This window comes from Stenotrophomonas sp. YJH_SMC_65, assembly GCF_059369475.1.
Map to the genome: position 1 here is coordinate 1 of NZ_JCAFSR010000010.1, position 17,995 is coordinate 17,995.

At 66.4% G+C, this 17,995-nt stretch carries 20 protein-coding genes and 1 tRNA gene; 14 read left to right on the forward strand and 7 right to left on the reverse strand.

Annotated elements, in window-relative coordinates:
- Together AC5P7A_RS17410 and AC5P7A_RS17415 are read left to right on the forward strand one after the other, a co-directional pair.
- A partial coding sequence (locus tag AC5P7A_RS17410; RefSeq protein WP_495220407.1) for a hypothetical protein occupies window positions 1–358 on the forward strand: 358 nt, incomplete at its 5' end.
- Window positions 359–377: 19 nt separating this feature from the next.
- Window positions 378–471: transfer RNA gene (locus AC5P7A_RS17415), tRNA-Ser, on the forward strand.
- Between the two features lie 550 nt (window positions 472–1,021).
- Here the strand turns inward: AC5P7A_RS17415 and AC5P7A_RS17420 are convergent.
- Window positions 1,022–1,921 carry a hypothetical protein gene (locus AC5P7A_RS17420; protein ID WP_329768002.1) on the reverse strand — a complete coding sequence of 300 codons (900 nt, stop codon included), beginning with the start codon at window positions 1,919–1,921 and terminating at the stop codon, window positions 1,022–1,024.
- Window positions 1,922–2,583: 662 nt separating this feature from the next.
- On the opposite strand from AC5P7A_RS17420, the gene AC5P7A_RS17425 reads away from it, so the two are divergent.
- On the forward strand, window positions 2,584–3,048 hold the full coding sequence (locus AC5P7A_RS17425; protein WP_197574454.1) for a GNAT family N-acetyltransferase: 465 nt from the start codon (window positions 2,584–2,586) through the stop codon (window positions 3,046–3,048).
- A 7-nt stretch (window positions 3,049–3,055) separates the two neighbouring features.
- Here AC5P7A_RS17425 and AC5P7A_RS17430 read toward each other — a convergent pair whose 3' ends face one another.
- Entirely contained in the window at window positions 3,056–3,616 is a 561-nt protein-coding gene (locus tag AC5P7A_RS17430; protein ID WP_495220408.1) for a GNAT family N-acetyltransferase, read from the reverse strand.
- Window positions 3,617–3,762: 146 nt separating this feature from the next.
- Here AC5P7A_RS17430 and AC5P7A_RS17435 point away from each other — a divergent pair, with 146 nt between their 5' ends.
- On the forward strand, window positions 3,763–4,656 hold the full coding sequence (locus AC5P7A_RS17435) for a helix-turn-helix domain-containing protein (RefSeq protein WP_111206795.1): 894 nt from the start codon (window positions 3,763–3,765) through the stop codon (window positions 4,654–4,656).
- 85 nt (window positions 4,657–4,741) lie between these two features.
- Here the strand turns inward: AC5P7A_RS17435 and AC5P7A_RS17440 are convergent, their stop codons facing one another.
- Both AC5P7A_RS17440 and AC5P7A_RS17445 read right to left on the reverse strand, forming a co-directional pair.
- Window positions 4,742–5,101 carry a response regulator gene (locus AC5P7A_RS17440; RefSeq protein ID WP_014646927.1) on the reverse strand — a complete coding sequence of 120 codons (360 nt, stop codon included), beginning with the start codon at window positions 5,099–5,101 and terminating at the stop codon, window positions 4,742–4,744.
- Window positions 5,091–6,254 carry a two-component system sensor histidine kinase NtrB gene (locus AC5P7A_RS17445; protein WP_401730139.1) on the reverse strand — a complete coding sequence of 388 codons (1,164 nt, stop codon included), beginning with the start codon at window positions 6,252–6,254 and terminating at the stop codon, window positions 5,091–5,093. Before AC5P7A_RS17445 ends, AC5P7A_RS17440 begins: the two co-directional genes overlap by 11 nt.
- Window positions 6,255–6,405: 151 nt before the next feature.
- Here AC5P7A_RS17445 and AC5P7A_RS17450 point away from each other — a divergent pair, with 151 nt between their 5' ends.
- The 5 genes from AC5P7A_RS17450 (at window position 6,406) to AC5P7A_RS17470 (ending at window position 12,557) form a co-directional block, all read left to right on the forward strand.
- Complete coding sequence (locus AC5P7A_RS17450; RefSeq protein ID WP_423179659.1) at window positions 6,406–9,519, forward strand: response regulator; 3,114 nt, start codon at window positions 6,406–6,408, stop codon at window positions 9,517–9,519.
- Window positions 9,516–10,340 carry a CheR family methyltransferase gene (locus AC5P7A_RS17455; protein ID WP_049440811.1) on the forward strand — a complete coding sequence of 275 codons (825 nt, stop codon included), beginning with the start codon at window positions 9,516–9,518 and terminating at the stop codon, window positions 10,338–10,340. The genes AC5P7A_RS17450 and AC5P7A_RS17455 overlap by 4 nt, the downstream gene beginning before the upstream one ends.
- Window positions 10,340–10,915 (forward strand): chemotaxis protein CheB, encoded by a 576-nt coding sequence (locus tag AC5P7A_RS17460; protein WP_495220409.1) that lies wholly within the window; start codon window positions 10,340–10,342, stop codon window positions 10,913–10,915. Before AC5P7A_RS17455 ends, AC5P7A_RS17460 begins: the two co-directional genes overlap by 1 nt.
- A complete protein-coding gene (locus tag AC5P7A_RS17465; RefSeq protein ID WP_495220410.1) occupies window positions 10,912–12,045 on the forward strand; it encodes a hybrid sensor histidine kinase/response regulator in 1,134 nt (377 codons plus the stop codon). Before AC5P7A_RS17460 ends, AC5P7A_RS17465 begins: the two co-directional genes overlap by 4 nt.
- An 83-nt stretch (window positions 12,046–12,128) precedes the next feature.
- Entirely contained in the window at window positions 12,129–12,557 is a 429-nt protein-coding gene (locus AC5P7A_RS17470) for a BLUF domain-containing protein (RefSeq protein ID WP_014646933.1), read from the forward strand.
- Between the two features lie 3 nt (window positions 12,558–12,560).
- Here AC5P7A_RS17470 and AC5P7A_RS17475 read toward each other — a convergent pair whose 3' ends face one another.
- Complete coding sequence (locus AC5P7A_RS17475; RefSeq protein WP_032957672.1) at window positions 12,561–12,884, reverse strand: ArsR/SmtB family transcription factor; 324 nt, start codon at window positions 12,882–12,884, stop codon at window positions 12,561–12,563.
- Between the two features lie 86 nt (window positions 12,885–12,970).
- On the opposite strand from AC5P7A_RS17475, the gene AC5P7A_RS17480 reads away from it, so the two are divergent.
- The 3 genes from AC5P7A_RS17480 (at window position 12,971) to AC5P7A_RS17490 (ending at window position 14,938) form a co-directional block, all read left to right on the forward strand.
- The gene (locus AC5P7A_RS17480) at window positions 12,971–13,408 is read left to right on the forward strand and encodes a YeeE/YedE family protein (protein ID WP_032957673.1); all 438 of its coding nucleotides are present in this window, start codon (window positions 12,971–12,973) and stop codon (window positions 13,406–13,408) included.
- On the forward strand, window positions 13,405–13,818 hold the full coding sequence (locus tag AC5P7A_RS17485) for a DUF6691 family protein (RefSeq protein ID WP_495220411.1): 414 nt from the start codon (window positions 13,405–13,407) through the stop codon (window positions 13,816–13,818). The genes AC5P7A_RS17480 and AC5P7A_RS17485 overlap by 4 nt, the downstream gene beginning before the upstream one ends.
- A gap of 67 nt (window positions 13,819–13,885) precedes the next feature.
- Complete coding sequence (locus tag AC5P7A_RS17490) at window positions 13,886–14,938, forward strand: linear amide C-N hydrolase (RefSeq protein WP_014646937.1); 1,053 nt, start codon at window positions 13,886–13,888, stop codon at window positions 14,936–14,938.
- Here AC5P7A_RS17490 and AC5P7A_RS17495 read toward each other — a convergent pair.
- Window positions 14,935–15,741: a DUF6491 family protein gene (locus AC5P7A_RS17495; RefSeq protein WP_075076810.1), complete on the reverse strand. Its 807-nt coding sequence runs from the start codon at window positions 15,739–15,741 to the stop codon at window positions 14,935–14,937. The two genes, AC5P7A_RS17490 and AC5P7A_RS17495, sit on opposite strands and share 4 nt — an antisense overlap.
- 103 nt (window positions 15,742–15,844) lie before the next feature.
- Between AC5P7A_RS17495 and AC5P7A_RS17500 the strand changes: the two genes are divergently transcribed.
- Together AC5P7A_RS17500 and AC5P7A_RS17505 are read left to right on the forward strand one after the other, a co-directional pair.
- Window positions 15,845–16,540: a helix-turn-helix transcriptional regulator gene (locus AC5P7A_RS17500; protein ID WP_126412031.1), complete on the forward strand. Its 696-nt coding sequence runs from the start codon at window positions 15,845–15,847 to the stop codon at window positions 16,538–16,540.
- A 168-nt stretch (window positions 16,541–16,708) separates the two neighbouring features.
- Entirely contained in the window at window positions 16,709–17,659 is a 951-nt protein-coding gene (locus tag AC5P7A_RS17505; RefSeq protein WP_126412033.1) for a DMT family transporter, read from the forward strand.
- A 9-nt stretch (window positions 17,660–17,668) separates the two neighbouring features.
- On the opposite strand, the gene AC5P7A_RS17510 is transcribed toward AC5P7A_RS17505, so the two are convergent.
- Window positions 17,669–17,989, reverse strand: coding sequence for a hypothetical protein (locus tag AC5P7A_RS17510; RefSeq protein WP_172601389.1), 321 nt, complete (start codon window positions 17,987–17,989; stop codon window positions 17,669–17,671).
- Window positions 17,990–17,995 lie beyond the last annotated feature (6 nt).

The following is a 17,995-nucleotide window of genomic DNA, read 5'->3' on the forward strand; positions in this document are numbered from 1 at the left end:
AGGCCAGAAGATGTGGCAGGTGAAGGAAGTGCGCGCGGCCAACGTCCGGCAGGCGAAGCGGTACGCCGAGCGCTGGTGTGCGGCCAGGCTCTATCCCGATCTGCCCCTGCGCCAGGCAGTCGCCCGGCTGACCGACAGCACCCCGACCCAGCCGCCGCCACTGCCCGGCCTGCCGCCGACCCGCGAGCAGCAGCAACAGGCCCGGCGCCTGGCCGAGGCTGGGGCGAAGGAAATCGAGCGGATCAAGGCGGCGCTTGAACCGCGCAAGCCGCCGGCAGAGACGAAACCCCGCGCGAGGGACGTCCGCACCAAGGCGTGGGTGAGGGCAGGGCTGCAGCAGATGCGGCGGGGCATTTGAGCGAAAATGGACCCACGCCGGTCCCATCTGTCTCGTAAGCCATTGATTAAACGAACAGTGGAAGCCCCCTCCTAAGGGGAAGGTCGCCCGTTCGAATCGGGCCGGGGTCACCAGAATCAATGGAACAGGGCGAGCGGCGTCGTCGGGCTTGAATGGGTCTACTTCGGACGGACCGGGATGATGGGTTTCACCGTGACAACCCCGCTGCCACCTCCTCCGCAGCTTCCATAGCAGCCTCCGCCAGGGTTAAATCCGCCGGTTCCACCAGCACCTCCGCCGCTGCCACCGCCGGCACCTCCACCGCCACGGCTGGGAGGCTGCTGAGTTCCCGGCAGGGGCTGGACGCAAGGGCTTCCAGTGAGGCAAGTAACAGCGGCTTCTTCGACGGACCCGTCACCCCAGGTCACCTTGATCCTGCTGCCGACAGGCAAAGACGCAATGCCATGCGTGATTCGGTACATGCCCGCCAAACCGACAAGGCCGGCGCGTCGCAGCTCCACCATTTCGTAGGCGGACAAATTCTGCGCAACTGCAACCTGGTTATACGGATACGAACTGGCGTTGATCGATACTGTTGCAGCAACGGCGGCAAAGGCCGTGAAAACCAGCCCGGCGATACTCCACTTCGTTCTTCCGGAGATTCGATTCACTGCGGCGTCCTTTTCAAGATGGCTTCTTCCCAACTGCTCTGTTTACTTCTACTATTGCTCTATCAAGCGACTCTTGCTGTCCAGCAGGAACCACCCTGCTCCTGATGGCGTCTTCAAAATTCTCTGATCCGCACACGCCCGAATTGACACATAGTGAATCCATGCGGAATGAGCGGGCTCCGCAATCTGCCCCCATTCGGCAGGCGACGATGCCCCAGGCATAGTTGGCGTATGGACCCGTAGCGCTTGCATTGAAGGCACCGAGATCGGTTCCCTCTGGCGCGAGCGCTAGCAGATCTCCCAGTGCAAAAATTGCCTCCGGGTCTGCAGAATTGACCGCATCGCGTGCCAGTAGCTGATAGTCACCAGGTTTGAGGCTGGTCCACTTGCTGGATGCCATGTAAATCCTGGCGTAAGGATCGCCGTGATCTGCTGCGCGTTCAAACCATTTTGTATAGTGCTCTTCGAGTATCACGTCGCCGCCGTCAACGACCGAGCAGGTCGCTGCGAAGCGCTTCTTGATGTCATCGTATGCGCCTTGCGTTTTCCCGCTGAGGCGCGCGTATGCGTCCAACGTCGCATACATGTTCGAATGGGAAATGCTGAAAACGGAGCAATGCTGATAAATCTGCCCCAGCTTGCGCTGTGCTGCTACGTCCCCGGCTTCTGCACGTGAACGAAGTTCAAGAAATCCGGCTGCTGCATCCTGTGTGTTGGAACTCAACTCAGGACCTGTGAGGGATGAGGCGGTATGGCTAGAGTTGGCCTGATCCTTGGAGTTTGGCTGATTGGTTTGAGAATCAGGTTTGCGCTGTTGTGTGTCCGCTTTGGTTGGGACATACCAAAAACTGACTCCCGCCAAGACGATCAGTATCAATGCAGAGAAGCTCAGGACTTTGACTCGTGGAGACATGGCGTTCCTTCATGACCGATCAGCGCGGTACGCGTGCAGGGATTGTCACGGTGCCCAATCAGGGGCTGGGCTCCGACCGCCGCGCACTTTGGCAGGTCCCATGCCTACAAAACGGGATGGGGCGACGCTCCCCCCATCAGGCCATAGGTCTAGTTCAGTATTTGTTTATGTACTGGACGCTGAGTGGAAGCCTGGACACGCCTAATCCTGGTTCAGGCCGAGCCCCACCTTCGCTGGGGTGGATCTTTGACGATAGAGGGCACTTGTTCGAATCGGGCCGGGGGCGCTATTGCATGCACCGCGCGTGATGCCCCTTCGCGCATGCTACAGAGCAACTCCAGGCCTCGCAGCACCTCCGCCACGTGCGCCTGCTCTTCGCCTCGCAACCCAAGCAGCGGCCGCGGCAGGCAGTCGTAACTGCACAGGCCCATCAGTGCCGCCGCGCATGCCATGACGCGGACGCCGCCGAAGCGGTTGTACAGCGCCCAGAGCGGCGCCGCCGGATCCCGAGGGCAGAAGGAAAAGAGGGGTTGTCAGGTGTGGCGGCGGTGGACGATCGGCATTGCTTATTGCCCTATTACAAAATTCAAGCGCTGCCGTGCAACGTGATTCGGCCGCCGGGATCGCGCACCATGGCGGCCATCCTTCCTTGCGCGCACGCCATGAGTGAGTACCTTCGCCCCGTGCAGCCTCCGCACTTCGCCGCCATCGGCGCGTGGCTGGATTCGGCCAGCGCAACCCGGCGCTGGGCCGGTGCCGGCGTGGCGTATCCGCTCGTGCCGGACGCATTCGCGCACGCACTGCAACTGCAGCAGCGCCCGGGTTGGGTGCTGCTGGATGCGCATGGCCACTGCCTTGGTTTCGGCCAGTACTGGCCAACGACCTCCGGCACGCTGCACCTGGGCCGCATCATCGTTTCGCCGCGGGCACGCGGTCGTGGACTGGGACGTGTACTGATGCAGGCGCTGATGGCGCAGGCGTTGCAGTCGCCCGGGGCGGAGCGGCTGACCCTGCGTGTCTATCGTGACAACGTCGCGGCGGTGACCCTGTACCGCGACCTGGGCTTTCAGCCGATGGAAGACGCTTCGACGCCGGAACTGCTGTTCATGCAGCACCGTGCCGGCTGAGTGGTGATCACGCGCGCAGCACGGAAGCCTGTTGCGCCTGCCATTGCTCGCGGGTGATGCGGCTGATGTGTTCGGTGCGGTAGTCGCCGAGGAAGCTGTTGAACTTGTTCACTTCGGTATGGTGATGCTGGAAACCGCATTTGCTCTGTACGCTCAGGGACTGCAGGTTGTCGGCGAAGTAGCCGCACCACAGTGCGTCCAGGCGCAGGCCGAGGAAGGCGTGCCGCATCACTTCGCGCACTGCTTCGGGCACCAGGCCGCACCCCCAGTACGGTACGCCGATCCAGTAGGCGATCTCGCCTTCGCGTTCGCCGATCTCGAAGTTGCTGTCGGCACCGATCAGGATGCCGACGCAGCCGATGGCGCGGCCATCTTCGCGGCTCTGCAGGGCATAGACCTCCGGCCGGTTGAACACGGTGCGGATGATCTCGGTACTTTCCTCGACGCTGGTGTGGGCTGGCCATCCGGCGATGGGCCCGACGCGCAGGTCGCGGGCGTATTCGTACAGGTCGGCGGCGTCGGTGTCGCGCCAGGGGCGCAGGATCAAGCGTTCGGTATGCAGCGGCATGGCCGTTCCAGGGGCAGGGAGAGAGCGCACAGGCTAGGCCGCGTCGGGCGGAGGGCACAGGGCGGGACCTTGATGGTTTCGGTACTTTTCACAACTCCCCGGCGTTGCCCGGTATGCTGTGCCGCGGAATGCAGCCGGATCGGCCAATGGACCGTATACCCCAGCTTCTGGATCAGGACGAATCGATGCGCCTGGAGGTCAGTACGCTGGCCGAGGGGCAGGGGGTTCCGCTGTCGTTCGGGCACGCGTATCTGGCGGTACTGGTGTGCGTGTCCGGGCGTGCGCGCTTCGCACTGAACTTCCGTGAGGTGGCGGTGCAGCGGCACGACGTGCTGGTGCTGGCCGAGGACACGCTGGCGCTGCTGCGGAAGCGATCGCGTGGCTTCCTGGCGGTGGTCTGCCTGATGCCGAAGGCGCTGGCGTCGGAGGTGGCCTACGTACTGCCCAACGCGCTGTTCAAGTTCCTGCATGAGCATCCCCATTGCGTGCCGTCGCCGCTGGAGGTGCCGCTCCTGCAGGGCTGGCTGCAGCAGCTGATGGACGCGCAGCATACTGGGGGCCGCTATCGGCACGTGATGCTGCGCAATCTGCTGCAGACCTTTTTCCTGAAATTCGCCACGCTGTTGCCGGCACAGAAAGGGGCCGCAGCGCCGGTCAGCCGGCGCGAGCGCCTGGCCTGGAATTTCTGGGAACTGGTCGGCCAGCGCAGTACCCGCCAGCGCGACGTGCAGTCTTATGCCGATGCGTTGTGCATCACGCCGTTCTATCTTTCGCAGCTGACCCGCGAGTGCTTCGGTGAAACACCCAAGGCGTTGATCGACCGCCAGGTGGTGCTGGAGATCAAGGCGCTGCTGAGCTACAGCGAGCTGCCGATCGGGCGCATCGCCGAGCGATTGTGCTTCGAGGATGCGTCCTACCTGTGCCGCTACTTCCGGCGGCACACCGGGCAGTCGCTGACCGGCTACCGCCGTGCGGGGCAGGGCGGCGCTAGTGGGATACGAACAGCGGTGCCGGCACTTCGGGCAGCAGATCCTCGGTAGCCCCGCCCAGCACGCGTTCGACCACGCAGTCGCGGCGGTAGGGCCCCAGCACCCGCAGATCGGCTTCGCCAGTCCTGGCGAAAGGTCAATCCTGCTTCAACAGCTCGACCAGCTGGCGCAGGCGATAGGGCTTGGGCAGGAACTCCACCTGCTCCGGCAGCGGCGGCAGCTGCGAGCGCGCGTAGCCGGAGGACAGGATCATGCGTGCCTGCGGCTGTTCGCGGGCGACGTGCTCGCTCAGTTCGATGCCGGACATGCCGTTGGGCATGCTGACATCGCTGAACACCACGTCAAAACGCGCCTCGCCCTTGAGCAGCTCCGCCGCCTCGTGGCCATCGGCGGTGGTGGCGACCTCGATGCCGAAATCGCGCAGGGCCAGGCCGATCATCTCGCGCAGATCGTTCTGGTCCTCCACCATCAGTACGCGGATCGGTTCATCGGTCATGGGTTGCTTCCTCTGATGCGGGTAACAGCAGGCTTACCGTCGTGCCGACACCGGGCGTGGTGGACACATCGACGAAGCCGCCGCTCTGGGTAGTGAATCCGAACACCTGGCTCAGGCCCAGGCCGCTGCCCTTGCCGATGTCCTTGGTGGTGAAGAAGGGCTCGCTGGCGCGCTCGGCGATGTCGGCCGCCATGCCATGGCCTTCGTCACAGACGCTGAGGGTGACATAGCCGCGTTGCAGCGTAGTGTCCGCATCCGGGTCGAGCCGATGTTCCAGCGCGGTGCCGATCAGGATGCGCCCGCCATCGATGGTGGCCTCTACGGCATTTGCCACCAGGTTGGCCAGGGCAGCCTGCAGCTGCATCGCGTCGGTGCACACCTGCGGCAGGCCCGGCGTGAGGCAGGCGTCCAGCGTCACCGTGGGTGGGCAGGCGCGCTGCAGGCCCGGCAGCCATTGCTGTACCAGCGTGTTGATGTCCAGCGGTTCGCGGATCAAGGTCTGGCCCGTGCTGAAGGCCAGCAGCTGGCGGGTCAGCAGGGCGCCGCGGTCGGTGGCCGCCTGCGCAGCGTCCAGCAGCTCGGCGGCGCGTGCATCGTCACCGCGGACGCGTAGCGACAGCAGGTCCAGTGCGTTGCCGATGGTGGTCAGCAGGTTGTTGAACTCGTGCGACAGGCCGCGGCTGAGCCGGCCGACCGTCTCGAACTGCTGGGTGTTGCGCAGCGCACGCTGGGCATCGCGCAGCAGTCGCTGTGCCTGCCATTGCTCGGTGATGTCGCGGGTGATCTTGACGAAGCCAAGCAGTTCGCCCGCTTCAACGACCGGCTCGATGACCACGCTGGCGCGGAACGAGGAGCCGTCGCGGCGTACCCGCCAGCCCTCGCTGGCAACATGGCCCTGCTGCGCCGCGAGGCGGAGCAGGCGCTGCGGTTCGCCGGCCTCGCGCTCGGTGGCCAGGTAGAAGCGACCGAAGTGCGTACCCACCACTTCATCGGCTGAATAGCCCTTGATACGCTCGGCGCCCGGGTTCCAGCTGCAGACGATGCCTTCAGGATCAAGCAGGTACAGCGCATGGTCGCGCACGCTGTCGATCAGCAATCGCAGTTGTCGGGAAGGGTCCGTCAGCACGGACGTCGTAGAGGCAGCTGCGTCCACGTGTAGATAAGTGTTACCCCTGTGAGGGACGTGAAGCTAGGCATTCAAGTGTGAAGGATGCGTGCACACCTGACACGTGCCATTTGTCCTGTGCGGCTGAATGCGACACGGAGTACCATCTTCCACCCTTTGCCTTCTGGAACCGACCTGCATGCGTCCTGGTGCGACTACGCGTGACCGCTGGATCTGGATGACCTCTGCCGTATTGCTGGCGGCGACCATCGCGCTGGAACTGGTGGTGCCGCTGGGATACGCGGTCTGGCTGGCCTATTTCCTGGCCGTGGGCGTCACGGTGTTCCAGCGCAGTGCGCGCGCGCCGTTCGTGGTCGCGATGATCGCCTGTGTCCTGCTGGTGATCGGCTTCAACGTGGCGCCCGCCAGCAACAACTCGTCGTTCTCGTTCGTCAACCGCACCATCGGTGGCTGCGCCTTCCTGATGATCGCGCTGATCGTCTCGCGCGCCATCCAGGCCCGCCGCCAGGCCATGCGCGCGCTCTGGCTGCAGGAGGCCGAGAACGCGGTGGCGTCGAGCCTGCGCGGTGACCTGGGGCCGGAGCAGATCGCCGAGGCGGCTGCGACGAGCCTGGCCGGGCAGCTGGACGCGGAGGTCGGTGCGGTCTATCGGCTGGAAGGCGGACGGCTGCAGCTGACCGGTGGCATGGCGCTGCCTTCGGGCGCGCCGGCCTCGCTGGCCCTGCACGAAGGGCTGGCCGGGCAGGTCGCTCGTGATGAACGGATCCGCCACCTGCATGGCGACGATGCCGCCGTGCTTGAACTGCAGACCAGCCTGGGCCGGCTGCCGGTGCGCGAGCGCATCCTGGCGCCGCTCAGCAGCGATGGTGCCGTGGTCGGCATCATCGAACTGGGCCGCGCCCGGGTCGGTGAACAGCGTGATCTGGATCGCGAGCTGCTGGAGCGCTGTGCCGAGACCATCGGCATGGCGCTGCGCGCATCGCTGTTGCGTGCGCAACTGGTGGTGCTGCTGGAAGAGTCGCAGCGCCAGGGCGAGGAGCTGCAGGCCCAGCAGGAAGAGCTGCGCGTGGCCAACGAGGAGCTGGAAGAGCAGAGCCGCAGCCTGCTGCAGTCGCAGAGCCACCTGGAAGAACAGCAGGCCGAGCTGGAACAGAGCAACGTGCAGCTGGAAGAGCGCACCCACGAGCTGGAGGCGCAGAAGCAGGCGCTGCTGGTCGCGCAGAGCCAGCTGGTGCGCAACAGCAACGAACTGGCCGCGACGTCGCGCTACAAGTCCGAGTTCCTGGCCAACATGTCGCACGAACTGCGCACGCCGCTGAACAGCTCGCTGATCCTGGCCAAGCTGCTGGCCGACAACAAGGACGGCACGCTCACCGAAGAACAGGTGAAGTACGCCCGTGCGATCCTTTCGTCCAACAACGATCTGTTGGCACTGATCAACGACATCCTCGACCTGTCGCGCATCGAGGCCGGCCATGTCGAACTGTCCGATGAAGTGGTGGTGGTCGACAGCGCGCTGCAGCGCCTGCGCGAGACCTTCGAGCCGATGGCGCGGCAGAAGGGCCTGGCCCTGCAGATCGAAGCCGATGCGCTGGCACCGAGCCAGCTGGTGGTCGACAGCCAGCGGCTGCAGCAGATCCTGAAGAACCTGCTGGCCAACGCGGTGAAGTTCACCGAGCACGGAAAGGTCAGCCTGCACGTGCGTGCGGCCGGCAATGGCCGCATCCGGTTCGAGGTCTGCGACACCGGCATCGGCATCGCCCGCGAGCAGCTGGACGTCATCTTTGAAGCCTTCCGCCAGGCCGACGGCAGCACCCGCCGTCGCTACGGCGGTACCGGCCTGGGCCTGTCGATCTCGCGCGATCTGGCCGAGCGCATGGGCGGCCAGATCCAGGTCGACAGCGAGCCCGGGCGCGGCAGCTGCTTCATCCTGGAGCTGCCATTGCAGGGCGCCCCCGCGGCGAGCGCAGCCGAGGCTGCCGAGGCCCCCGTGGCAGTGCCGGCGCCGGCACGGACACCGGCCGTGCTGCCGCCGGCGCCGGTGCGCGCTGCCACTGCGTCGGCGCCGGCCACTGCGTCGGCCGGCGTGGCCGACGACCGCGGCCGCCGCCAGCGCGCCGGGCGCCTGATCCTGGCGGTCGAGGACGATGCCACGTTCGCCGAGGCACTGGTGGCCCTGGCCCATGAACTGGACTTCGACTGCGTGGTGGCGGGTACGGCGGAAGAAGCGCTGACGCTCGCCAGTGAGCTGCGTCCGAACGGCATCCTGCTTGATATCGGCCTGCCGGACGTGTCGGGCCTGAGCGTGCTGGAGCGCCTGAAGCGCAACCCCGAAACCCGGCACATCCCGGTGCATGTGGTCTCGGCAACGGACCGCAGCCAGGTGGCGCGCGAGCTGGGCGCGATCGGCTTCGCGATCAAGCCGACCACGCGCGAGCGGCTGGTGACGGCCATCGAGCAGCTGGAACAGACCAGCCAGCGCGACGTACGGCGCCTGCTGATCGTCGAGGACGACAGCGAGCTGCGCAGCAACCTGGAACTGCTGCTGGGCCGCGACCAGCTGCAGATCGTCGCGGTGGGCACCCTGGCCGATGCACTGGAACAGCTCAGCACGGTCACGTTCGACTGCATGGTGATGGACCTGTCGCTGCCCGACGGCAGCGGCTACGACCTGCTTGAACACATGGCCGGCAACGATGAGGTCGGTTTCCCGCCGGTGATCGTCTATACCGGCCGCGCGCTCAGCCGCGAGGAAGAGCAGCGCCTGCGCCGCTATTCCAAGAGCATCATCATCAAGGGTGCGCGTTCGCCGGAACGCCTGCTGGATGAAGTGACCCTGTTCCTGCACAGCGTCGAGGCCAGCCTGCCGACCGACCAGCAGCGCCTGCTGCGCGAAGCGCGCCGTCGCGACACCGTGCTCGATGGCCGTACCGTGCTGCTGGCCGAAGACGATGTCCGCAACATCTTCGCGCTGTCCAGCGTGCTCGAACCGCTCGGCGTCACGCTGGAGATCGCGCGCAATGGCCAGGAAGCGGTGGATCGCCTGGCCGAGCGCGAGGTCGATCTGGTGCTGATGGACATCATGATGCCGGAGAAGGATGGGCTGGCCGCGATGCGCGAGATCCGCGCGCAGCGCCACCTGCAGGACCTGCCGATCATCGCGCTGACCGCCAAGGCCATGCCGGACGACCGTGAGCGATGCCTGCAGGCCGGTGCCAACGATTACATCGCCAAGCCCATCGATGTCGACAAGCTGGTCTCGCTGTGCCGTGTCTGGTGCTCGCGGCAATGAACGAGCAGGCGCTGTTCGACCTGGAACTGAAGGTGCTGCTGGAAGCGCTGTACCAGCGCTACCACTACGACTTCCGCAGCTACGCGGTATCGTCGCTGCGGCGGCGCATCCGCCAGGCCATGCAGCGCTACGAGTGCGAGCGGCTGGCCGACCTGCAGCACCGCCTGCTGCACGAGCCGGACCTGTTCGCGCAGGCGATGCAGTTCTTCACAGTGCAGGTGTCGGAGATGTTCCGTGACCCGGCCTATTTCCGTGAGCTGCGCGAGCAGGTGGTGCCGGTGCTGCGCACCTATCCCTCGGTGAAGCTGTGGGTGGCTGGCTGCAGTACGGGCGAGGAAGTGTGGTCACTGGCGATCCTGCTGCACGAGGAAGACCTGCTCGAGCGCAGCATCGTTTACGCCACCGACATCAATCCGGCAGCGCTGGCCACCGCCGAAGCCGGTGCCTATGGCATCGACCGCATGGCCCAGTTCAGCCGCAACTACCTGGCGGCCGGCGGCACCGCTTCGCTCTCCGACTACTACGCCACGGCCTACGATGGCGCGGTGTTCAACCGCCAGCTGCGCCGCAACGTGGTGTTCGCCGACCACAGCCTGGCCACCGACACCGTGTTCTCCGAAGTGCACCTGGTGTCGTGCCGCAACGTGCTGATCTATTTCAACCGCGACCTGCAGGATCGCGCGGTGGGCCTGTTCCGTGATGCGCTGGTGCATCGCGGCTTCCTTGGCCTGGGCAGCAAGGAGTCGCTGCAGTTCGGGCGCCACCAGGGTGTGTTCGAGGTCTGCTCGCGCGAGCATCGCCTGTACCGGAAAGTCGCCTGATGAGCCTGCCGATACGACCGGCCGTGCTGGTGATCGGGGCCTCTGCGGGTGGGGTCGCAGCGCTGCAGACGGTGCTTGGCGCGCTGCCTGCGGCACTGCCGGCGCCGGTGCTGGCAGTGCTGCACCTGCCACGCGATCGCAGCAGCCGCATCGCCGAAGTGCTGGCGCCGTACTGCGCGCTGCCGGTGCGCGAGGCCGAAGACAAGCAGCCGCTGCAGCCTGGCACGGTGACCTTTGCGCCACCGGACTATCACCTGCTGGTGGAAGACGCCGGTTCGCTGGCGCTGTCGGTGGACACCCCGGTGCTGTTTTCTCGCCCGGCCATCGATCCGCTGTTCGAGTCGGCGGCCGCGGTGTTCGGCGCGCAGGTGCTGGCCTTGCTGCTGACCGGTGCCAGCAGTGATGGCAGCGAAGGCGTGGCCGCCGTGCGCGCCGCTGGTGGCCGCGCCTGGCTGCAATGTCCCGAGGAGGCCGAGGCATCGATGATGCCGGCCTCCGCCCTGCAGCACGCTGGCGCCGATGCCGTGCTGCCCCTTGAACTGATGTGCCGTCGCCTGAAGGAGTTGTTTGCATGAACCTGTTGCCACCGGACCCTGCGCAGTCGCAGACCCCGGTCAACCTGCTGATCGTCGATGACGTGCCGCAGAACCTGGTAGCCATGCAGGCGCTGCTGCAGCGCGAGGGCGTGAACCTGCTGCTTGCGGGCTCGGGTGCGCAGGCGCTGGAGCTGCTGCTGGAGCACGAGGTGGCGCTGGCATTGCTGGATGTGCACATGCCGGAGATCGATGGCTTCACCCTGGCCGAGCTGATGCGCGGTTCGCACCGCAGCCGCGATGTGCCGATCATCTTCCTGACCGCCTCGCCGGATGACCCGGTGCGTGCCTTCAAGGGCTACGAAACCGGTGCGGTCGATTTCCTGCACAAGCCGGTCGCACCGCAGGTGATCCTGAGCAAGGTCAACGTCTTCATCGAGCTCTACCAGCAGCGCCAGCTGCTGAAGGCGCGCAACGAGGCGCTGGAACGTTCGCTCAAGCTCAACGAGACGATGGCGGCCGTGCTCACCCATGACCTGCGCACGCCGCTGTCGGCGATCCTGCTGTGTGCCGACAAGCTGGCGCTGGAGCTTCCAGAGGACAATGCCGGTGCGCATCAGACCCTGAAGCACCTGGAAGCCAGCACCCTGCGCATGGCGCGGATGGTCGAGCAGCTGCTGGACTTTTCGCGGATCCGCAGCGGCGGCCTGCGCCTGCAGGCAAGTGCCTGCGATCTTGCGGAAGTGACGCGTGCCGTGGTGGCCGAAGCGGGCAGCGCCCACGGCCACGCACGGGTGCATCTCGACATGCAGGGCGATACCCGCCTGCAGGGTGATCTGGATCGGCTTGGCCAGGTCGCCGCGAACCTGGTCGGCAACGCGCTTACCCATGGCAGCGAGGCGAGGGTGGAGGTGGACGGCCGCGATCCGCGCAGCGTGCTGCTGCGGGTAAGCAACGCCGGGCGGATCGACGACGCGCTGCTGCCGCGATTGTTCGAGCCGTTCAAGGCCAGTTTCCACCCCAGCAATGGCCTGGGGCTGGGCCTGTACATCGTTGATCAGTTCGTCCGCGCGCACGGCGGCCACATCGGCGCGCGCAACGAGGCGGGGCAGGTGGTGTTCGAGGCGACGCTGCCACGGCGCTCTGAAAGCCCGGCAACGGCGGCCAGCTGAATCCTTCAGCAAGCGACGCGTGGATCTGAGACGGGCTCGTCCGCAACTGCTACCGTGGCGGCAGATATTGCCAAGGAAGCACCATGCCACTGCGTGCGATCGCCTATGTCAGCCGGGCGCTGCCGGATCTCTCCGCTCGACGGCTGCAGGCGCTGGTCGACGATGCGGCCCGCTTCAACAAGATGGCCGGCGTGACCGGCGTGCTGCTGCACGACGGCGGGCGTTTCCTGCAGTACATCGAAGGGCCGCCGGATGGCATCGGTTCGGTCTACGAACGCATCCTGCAGGCCGGCAGCCATATCGACATCATTGAACTGGCGCGCGGCCGCCTGGGCCAGCGCCAGTTTCCGTACTGGTCGATGCGCGCGCTGCCGGTGGAGGAGGCGCTGTTGCGCCAGCTGTCATCCAGTGACTGGTCGGGCTTTACCCGTACGCTGCAGGGTGATCGCTCCGCGCCGACGCCGGTGGACCTGCTCGACAACGTTGTGCAGCCAGCACTGCACGCCGGCTGAGCGTCAGCCCGAGGTGCCGCCGCCGCAATAGGCGGCATGCAGCGCCTGCAGCACGCCCAATGCGGGCCCTTCCTGCATGCGGTAGTGGATGGCCTGTGCTTCGCGCCGGGTCGCCACGATGTCCATATCGCGCAGCACAGCCAGGTGCTGCGACAGCGCGGACGCACTCAATCCGGTCAGCGCCTGCAGCTCCGGTACCGGCGCTTCGCCTTCGACCAGGCGGCACAGCACGCGCAAGCGGGCAGGATGGGCCAGGCGCTTGAGCAGGGCAGCGGCCTGCGCGGCGTGCTTGGCCATCGCGGCACTGTCGAGCGGGGTGCTGGGCATGGTTGACCTTTTTGTTTAGACGTGTCTAATTTAGATAACTCTAAATAAAAGGGCAATCCCATGAAGGGCGTGAATGAGGGCGGGGCATGAACCTGCCGTGGACTGCGGTAGCCGGCGGTGGGTTGATCGGCGCCGCCGCAGTGCTGTTGCTCGCCACCCTCGGGCGTGTGGCCGGTATCAGCGGGATCGCCGCAGGCAGCCTGCGCGCAGCGGAAGGCGAGCGCGGATGGCGCTGGGCCTTCCTGTCTGGCCTGCTCGCGGCGGCCGGGCTGGTGCTGTGGTGGCAGTCGCTGCCCGACGGGTTGCCGCGGGTACAGTTGCGCGATGCCTTGCCTGCCTGGCAGTTGATCGGCGCCGGCCTGCTGGTGGGCTTCGGCACCCGCTTGGGCAGTGGCTGTACCAGTGGTCACGGCGTCTGTGGCATGGCTCGCGGCTCGAAGCGCTCGCTGCTGGCGGTGCTCGTGTTCATGGCCTGCGCGATGCTGACGACGTTCCTCATCCGCCACGGCGGAGGCCTGGCATGAGCCGCGCGACAGGGGCCGCGGCAGCGGCGGGTGCGCTGTTCGGTGCGGGGCTGGCGCTTTCGGGGATGACCGACGCGCGCCGTGTGCTCGGCTTCCTCGACATTGCGGGTGATTTCGATCCCACCCTGGTGTGGGTGCTGGGCTCGGCGCTGCTGGTCAGTGCGGTCGGCCAGCGCTGGGTGCTGCGCCGCGCGCAGCCGTGGTTCGCGCTGCGCTTCCAGCTGCCCAGAGCGCGTGATGTCGATGCGCGCCTGCTGCTGGGTGCCGCACTGTTCGGTATCGGCTGGGGATGGGCTGGCTATTGCCCGGGACCGGCCATCGCCGGGCTGGCAGTCGCATCGCGTGAAGCGCTGTGGTTCGTGCCTGCAATGCTTGCAGGTTTCTGGCTGCACGATCGGGTCGTACGCTGAGGCTTCACCCCTGTGTCACCCTGCGTGCGGTCAGATCCGGGGTTCACGGGGAAAGGAGCACAACGACATGGTACGGATGAAGTGGACGGGCAGGGCAATGCTGGCGGTCGCACTGGCCGCTGCGGTGGCACCGGCGCTGGCCTGCACGCGCGCGGTGTACCTGGGTGACAACGGTGATGTGATCACCGCACGCTCGATGGACTGGAAGGTCGACGTGGCGACCAACCTCTATGTGCTGCCGCGCGGCATCGCGCGCACCGGCCAGGCCGGACCGAAGTCGCTGGCCTGGACAGCGCGCTATGGTTCGGTGGTGGCCACCGGCTACGACGTGTCGACCACCGATGGCATGAACGAGAAGGGCCTGGTGGCCAACCTGCTGTGGCTGGTCGAATCGGAGTATCCGCAGCAGCGCGGCAACAAGCCGGGACTGGCGATTTCGCTGTGGGCGCAGTATGTGCTGGACAATTTCGCGACCGTGGACGAGGCGGTGGCGGCGCTGAAGCGTGAGCCGTACTCGATCGTCACCGACAAGGTGCCGGGCGAGGACCGCCAGGCAACGCTGCATCTGTCGCTGTCCGACGCGAGCGGCGACAGTGCCATCGTCGAGTACATCGGGGGGCGCCAGGTGATCCACCATGACCGGCGCTACCAGGTGATGACCAACTCGCCGATCTTCGAGCAGCAGCTGGCACTCAACAGCTACTGGCAGCAGATCGGTGGCACGGTTATGCTGCCAGGTACCAACCGCTCGTCCGACCGCTTCGCGCGTGCGTCGTTCTACATCAACGCCATTCCCAAGGCCGAGGACCCGGTGGAAGCGCTGGCCAGCGTGTTCAGCGTGATCCGCAATGCGTCGGTGCCGTACGGCATCACCACGCCGGGCGAGCCGAACATCTCATCGACGCGCTGGCGCACGGTGGCCGACCACAAGCGGCGGTTGTATTTCTTCGAATCGGCGCTGACCCCCAACACCTTCTGGATCGATCTGAACAAGGTCGATTTCGGCGGCCAGGTGCTCAAGCTCGACCTTGGCAAGGACCAGCGCAACACGTTCGCCGGCGATGCATTGGGTCACTTCGTACCCAGTGCACCGTTCGCCTTCCTCGGCGTGGACGGCTAGCGCGAGGCCTGGTCCGGCGCGTCCTTCGGATAGACCGCCAGCACGCTGCAGCCCGGGCGGGCGAAGCGCGGCGTGCTGGCGCGCATGTCGCCGGGGATTCCGGACGGCGTCTCCACGATGCGATCGCCCGGATTGCCACAGATCAGGCCGTTCTGGAAACCGGACTGGAATTCCACCGAGGTCGCCCCGGCCAGGATCGAGCAGCTGCCGGCCAGTTCGACGCGGTAGTAGCGATTGCCGCCATTGCGGCGCGGATTGGTCTCCACCACCACGCCTTGCGGATCCTCGTTCCAGCTGCGCACATGGCGGGTGGCGAAGCAGAACGCTGGCGAGGCCTGGAAGGTATGGCGCGGGCTGCTGCCGCCACGGCTGGGCTTGCCTGTGGCGGTCACGTTCACCGGCGGCAGGGTGGCCGCGTACAGGCGGCTGCTCTGGCGAGCGGTGCTGGCGAACTCCCGGTTGTCGATGGGGGTGACACTGCCGACGCCGCAGCGGCGGCCATCCACCATCACCTGTTCACTGGGGCGGCCGCAGGCCCAGCCCGAAGGCGCCTCCAGCCGCAGTGTGCTGGCTTCGTTGACACCCGGGCAGGCTGCGCTGAAGTCGATGCGGAAGGCCTGGCCCCTGCCATCACGGACCGCGATGGCGGTCGGTGTCTCCTGCTCGACCTGGCGTACGTCACGTGCGTCCAGGCAGTGCGGTGCAGGTGCGATGCGCTCGGCGGCCGATGGCGCGGATGGCGCCTGGGCCAGGGCGGCCAGGGGTAAGGCGCTGGCCAGTGCCAGCGGAAGCAATCGGATCATGCTGTTCATCCTGCCATCCCTGCGTCTGTAACTGGCTGGAACATAGCATGGCCGGTGCCGGGGCCGCGTTGCAGGGAAATGCCAGCACGCGCACACTCGTCATATGGGCGCGATCTTCCACCTGCGGCACTACGGCCAGGCCACCGGCCTGGACCGTCATGACTACGCGCAGTGGGTGCTGCCGCTGCAGGGCGAACTGCAGTTCGAGATGCAAGGCCGCGGTGGTCGCCTGGACCTGCTGCAGGGGGCCTTCGTCGCGGCTGGCGAAGCACACGACCAGATGGCCGATGGCCCGAATGCTTTCGTGATCGTCGACTGCCCCCCGGGTGTGCTCGATGACGGTACCCAGGAACACCTGTGCCGCCAGCGCTGGCTGCATCTGCCACTGGCGCTGCGACAGCGCCTGGCGCAGGTGTGTGAGGGCCAGGCACTGCCGGCCCTGTTGCCGCAGCTGCTCCAGGTGTTCGCACCGGCGGGCAGTGGTGCGCGCCTGCAGGGCCTGTGCGCGGCGGTGCAGGTTGATCCGGGCCAGGCGTGGCCGGTAGCACGCATGGCCGCCTTCGTCGGCGTCAGCGAAAGCCGGTTGCATGCGCTGTTCCAGCGGGAGTTCGGGCTGAGCCCGCAGGCCTGGCTCAGTACAAGCCGGTTGCGTTGGGCCAAGCACCAACTGCGTACCAGTGCGGCGCCGATCAGCGATATCGCGCTGGCGGCAGGCTATTCCGAGCAGAGTGCACTGACCCGTGCGCTGCGTCGTGAGTGCGGGCAGACGCCGGCCGCCTGGCGCAGGGGCGCCATCTGACCTGTAGAGCCGAGCCCACGCTCGGCTGCCCTTATCTGCACAGCGGCCAATCGCAGCCGAGCATTGGCTCGGCTCTACAGAGATGACAAGGCAATAGCCTCGGTCAAGAGGGCGCCACTGGTGAGCGCTTACACTGCGCGGCCCGTTCTCTTCCCCCGAAGAACCCGAATGCGCAACAACCCGATGGCCCTGGGCATCGCCAATGGCGTTGCCGCTGGCGCGCTGTGGGGCGTGGTCTTTCTCGCCCCCGCCGTGCTGCAGTCGTTCAATGCCCTGCAACTGTCCGCCGGTCGCTACCTGGTCTATGGCCTGATTGCCATCGCTCTGCTGCTGCCGCGCTGGAAGCGGCTGGCACCGCGGCTGGGCCGCGCCGAATGGTTCGGGCTGCTGTGGCTGAGCCTGGCCGGCAACCTGGTGTACTTCCTGCTGCTGGCCACGGCGGTGCAGTGGGCCGGTGGCGCGGCGGCGTCATTGATTGTCGGCCTGATTCCGGTGGTGGTCACTGTGGTTGGCGTGCGCGAGCAGGGCGCGGTGCCGTTGAAGCAGCTGCTGCCGGCGCTGGGCCTGTGCGTGCTCGGCGTGGCGCTGGTGGGCTGGGAAGCATTGATGTCCGAATACCTCGGAACACCGTGGCGGCAGCGCCTGATCGGCCTGCTCTGTGCGTTCGGCGCGCTGTTCTCGTGGGCGCTGTACTCGATCGGCAACAGTCGTTGGCTGGCACGCCGGCCGGACCTGTCCAGCCACGACTGGTCGTTGCTGACCGGCGTCACCACTGGCGGCCTGGCCCTGCTGCTGGTGCCGATGGCCTTCATCGGCCACAGCGGTACCCGCACCGCGGCGCAGTGGAGTGGCTTCTGGGCGATCAGCGCCGGCGTGGCAGTGGTGGCCTCGATCCTCGGCAACGCGTTCTGGAACCGTGCCAGCCGCCTGCTGCCATTGACCCTGACCGGGCAGATGATCGTGTTCGAGACGCTGTTCGCGCTGGCGTATGCCTTCGCCTGGCAGCAACGCTGGCCCTCGCTGCTGGAGGCGCTGGCGATCGTGTTCCTGGTGGCCGGCGTGATGCTGTGCGCGCATGCCCATCGCTCGCCACGGGCGATCGCCGAACATGCAGGCTGAATGTGGGCGTCAAGCGTGCTGATGCCGGCTTGGTCTCAGATGCAACCAAATGCCGGCACGTTGGCCGATGATCGCCGCAGTGATTTTTTGCATCGCAGCACTTGACAGCGGACCGGCGCACAGTGTTTTCTGTGCGTCATGGTCCTTGATGCCGCCCACGCCAGCCTGATCGCCCCCGCCATTGCGGGCCGTCCGACTGCGCCGGTCGCCACCACCACCATTACCACCACCACCGTCACCACTGCCCTGGTGCGGCCCGTCGTCTTCGTGTAACTCCCGAAAACCACGGCCCCGCACCATCCAGGTGGCGGGGAAACTCGACACCTGCATGCGACG

What these genes read in the sequence shown, in the direction of transcription:
- AC5P7A_RS17420 (WP_329768002.1), bottom strand. Translation starts at nt 1,921, where the DNA reads ATGTCTCCACGAGTCAAAGTCCTGAGCTTCTCTGCATTGATACTGATC.
- AC5P7A_RS17425 (WP_197574454.1), top strand. Translation starts at nt 2,584, where the DNA reads ATGAGTGAGTACCTTCGCCCCGTGCAGCCTCCGCACTTCGCCGCCATC.
- AC5P7A_RS17430 (WP_495220408.1), bottom strand. Translation starts at nt 3,616, where the DNA reads ATGCCGCTGCATACCGAACGCTTGATCCTGCGCCCCTGGCGCGACACC.
- AC5P7A_RS17435 (WP_111206795.1), top strand. Translation starts at nt 3,763, where the DNA reads ATGGACCGTATACCCCAGCTTCTGGATCAGGACGAATCGATGCGCCTG.
- AC5P7A_RS17440 (WP_014646927.1), bottom strand. Translation starts at nt 5,101, where the DNA reads ATGACCGATGAACCGATCCGCGTACTGATGGTGGAGGACCAGAACGAT.
- AC5P7A_RS17450 (WP_423179659.1), top strand. Translation starts at nt 6,406, where the DNA reads ATGCGTCCTGGTGCGACTACGCGTGACCGCTGGATCTGGATGACCTCT.
- AC5P7A_RS17455 (WP_049440811.1), top strand. Translation starts at nt 9,516, where the DNA reads ATGAACGAGCAGGCGCTGTTCGACCTGGAACTGAAGGTGCTGCTGGAA.
- AC5P7A_RS17460 (WP_495220409.1), top strand. Translation starts at nt 10,340, where the DNA reads ATGAGCCTGCCGATACGACCGGCCGTGCTGGTGATCGGGGCCTCTGCG.
- AC5P7A_RS17465 (WP_495220410.1), top strand. Translation starts at nt 10,912, where the DNA reads ATGAACCTGTTGCCACCGGACCCTGCGCAGTCGCAGACCCCGGTCAAC.
- AC5P7A_RS17470 (WP_014646933.1), top strand. Translation starts at nt 12,129, where the DNA reads ATGCCACTGCGTGCGATCGCCTATGTCAGCCGGGCGCTGCCGGATCTC.
- AC5P7A_RS17475 (WP_032957672.1), bottom strand. Translation starts at nt 12,884, where the DNA reads ATGCCCAGCACCCCGCTCGACAGTGCCGCGATGGCCAAGCACGCCGCG.
- AC5P7A_RS17480 (WP_032957673.1), top strand. Translation starts at nt 12,971, where the DNA reads ATGAACCTGCCGTGGACTGCGGTAGCCGGCGGTGGGTTGATCGGCGCC.
- AC5P7A_RS17485 (WP_495220411.1), top strand. Translation starts at nt 13,405, where the DNA reads ATGAGCCGCGCGACAGGGGCCGCGGCAGCGGCGGGTGCGCTGTTCGGT.
- AC5P7A_RS17490 (WP_014646937.1), top strand. Translation starts at nt 13,886, where the DNA reads ATGGTACGGATGAAGTGGACGGGCAGGGCAATGCTGGCGGTCGCACTG.
- AC5P7A_RS17495 (WP_075076810.1), bottom strand. Translation starts at nt 15,741, where the DNA reads ATGATCCGATTGCTTCCGCTGGCACTGGCCAGCGCCTTACCCCTGGCC.
- AC5P7A_RS17500 (WP_126412031.1), top strand. Translation starts at nt 15,845, where the DNA reads ATGGGCGCGATCTTCCACCTGCGGCACTACGGCCAGGCCACCGGCCTG.
- AC5P7A_RS17505 (WP_126412033.1), top strand. Translation starts at nt 16,709, where the DNA reads ATGCGCAACAACCCGATGGCCCTGGGCATCGCCAATGGCGTTGCCGCT.
- AC5P7A_RS17510 (WP_172601389.1), bottom strand. Translation starts at nt 17,989, where the DNA reads ATGCAGGTGTCGAGTTTCCCCGCCACCTGGATGGTGCGGGGCCGTGGT.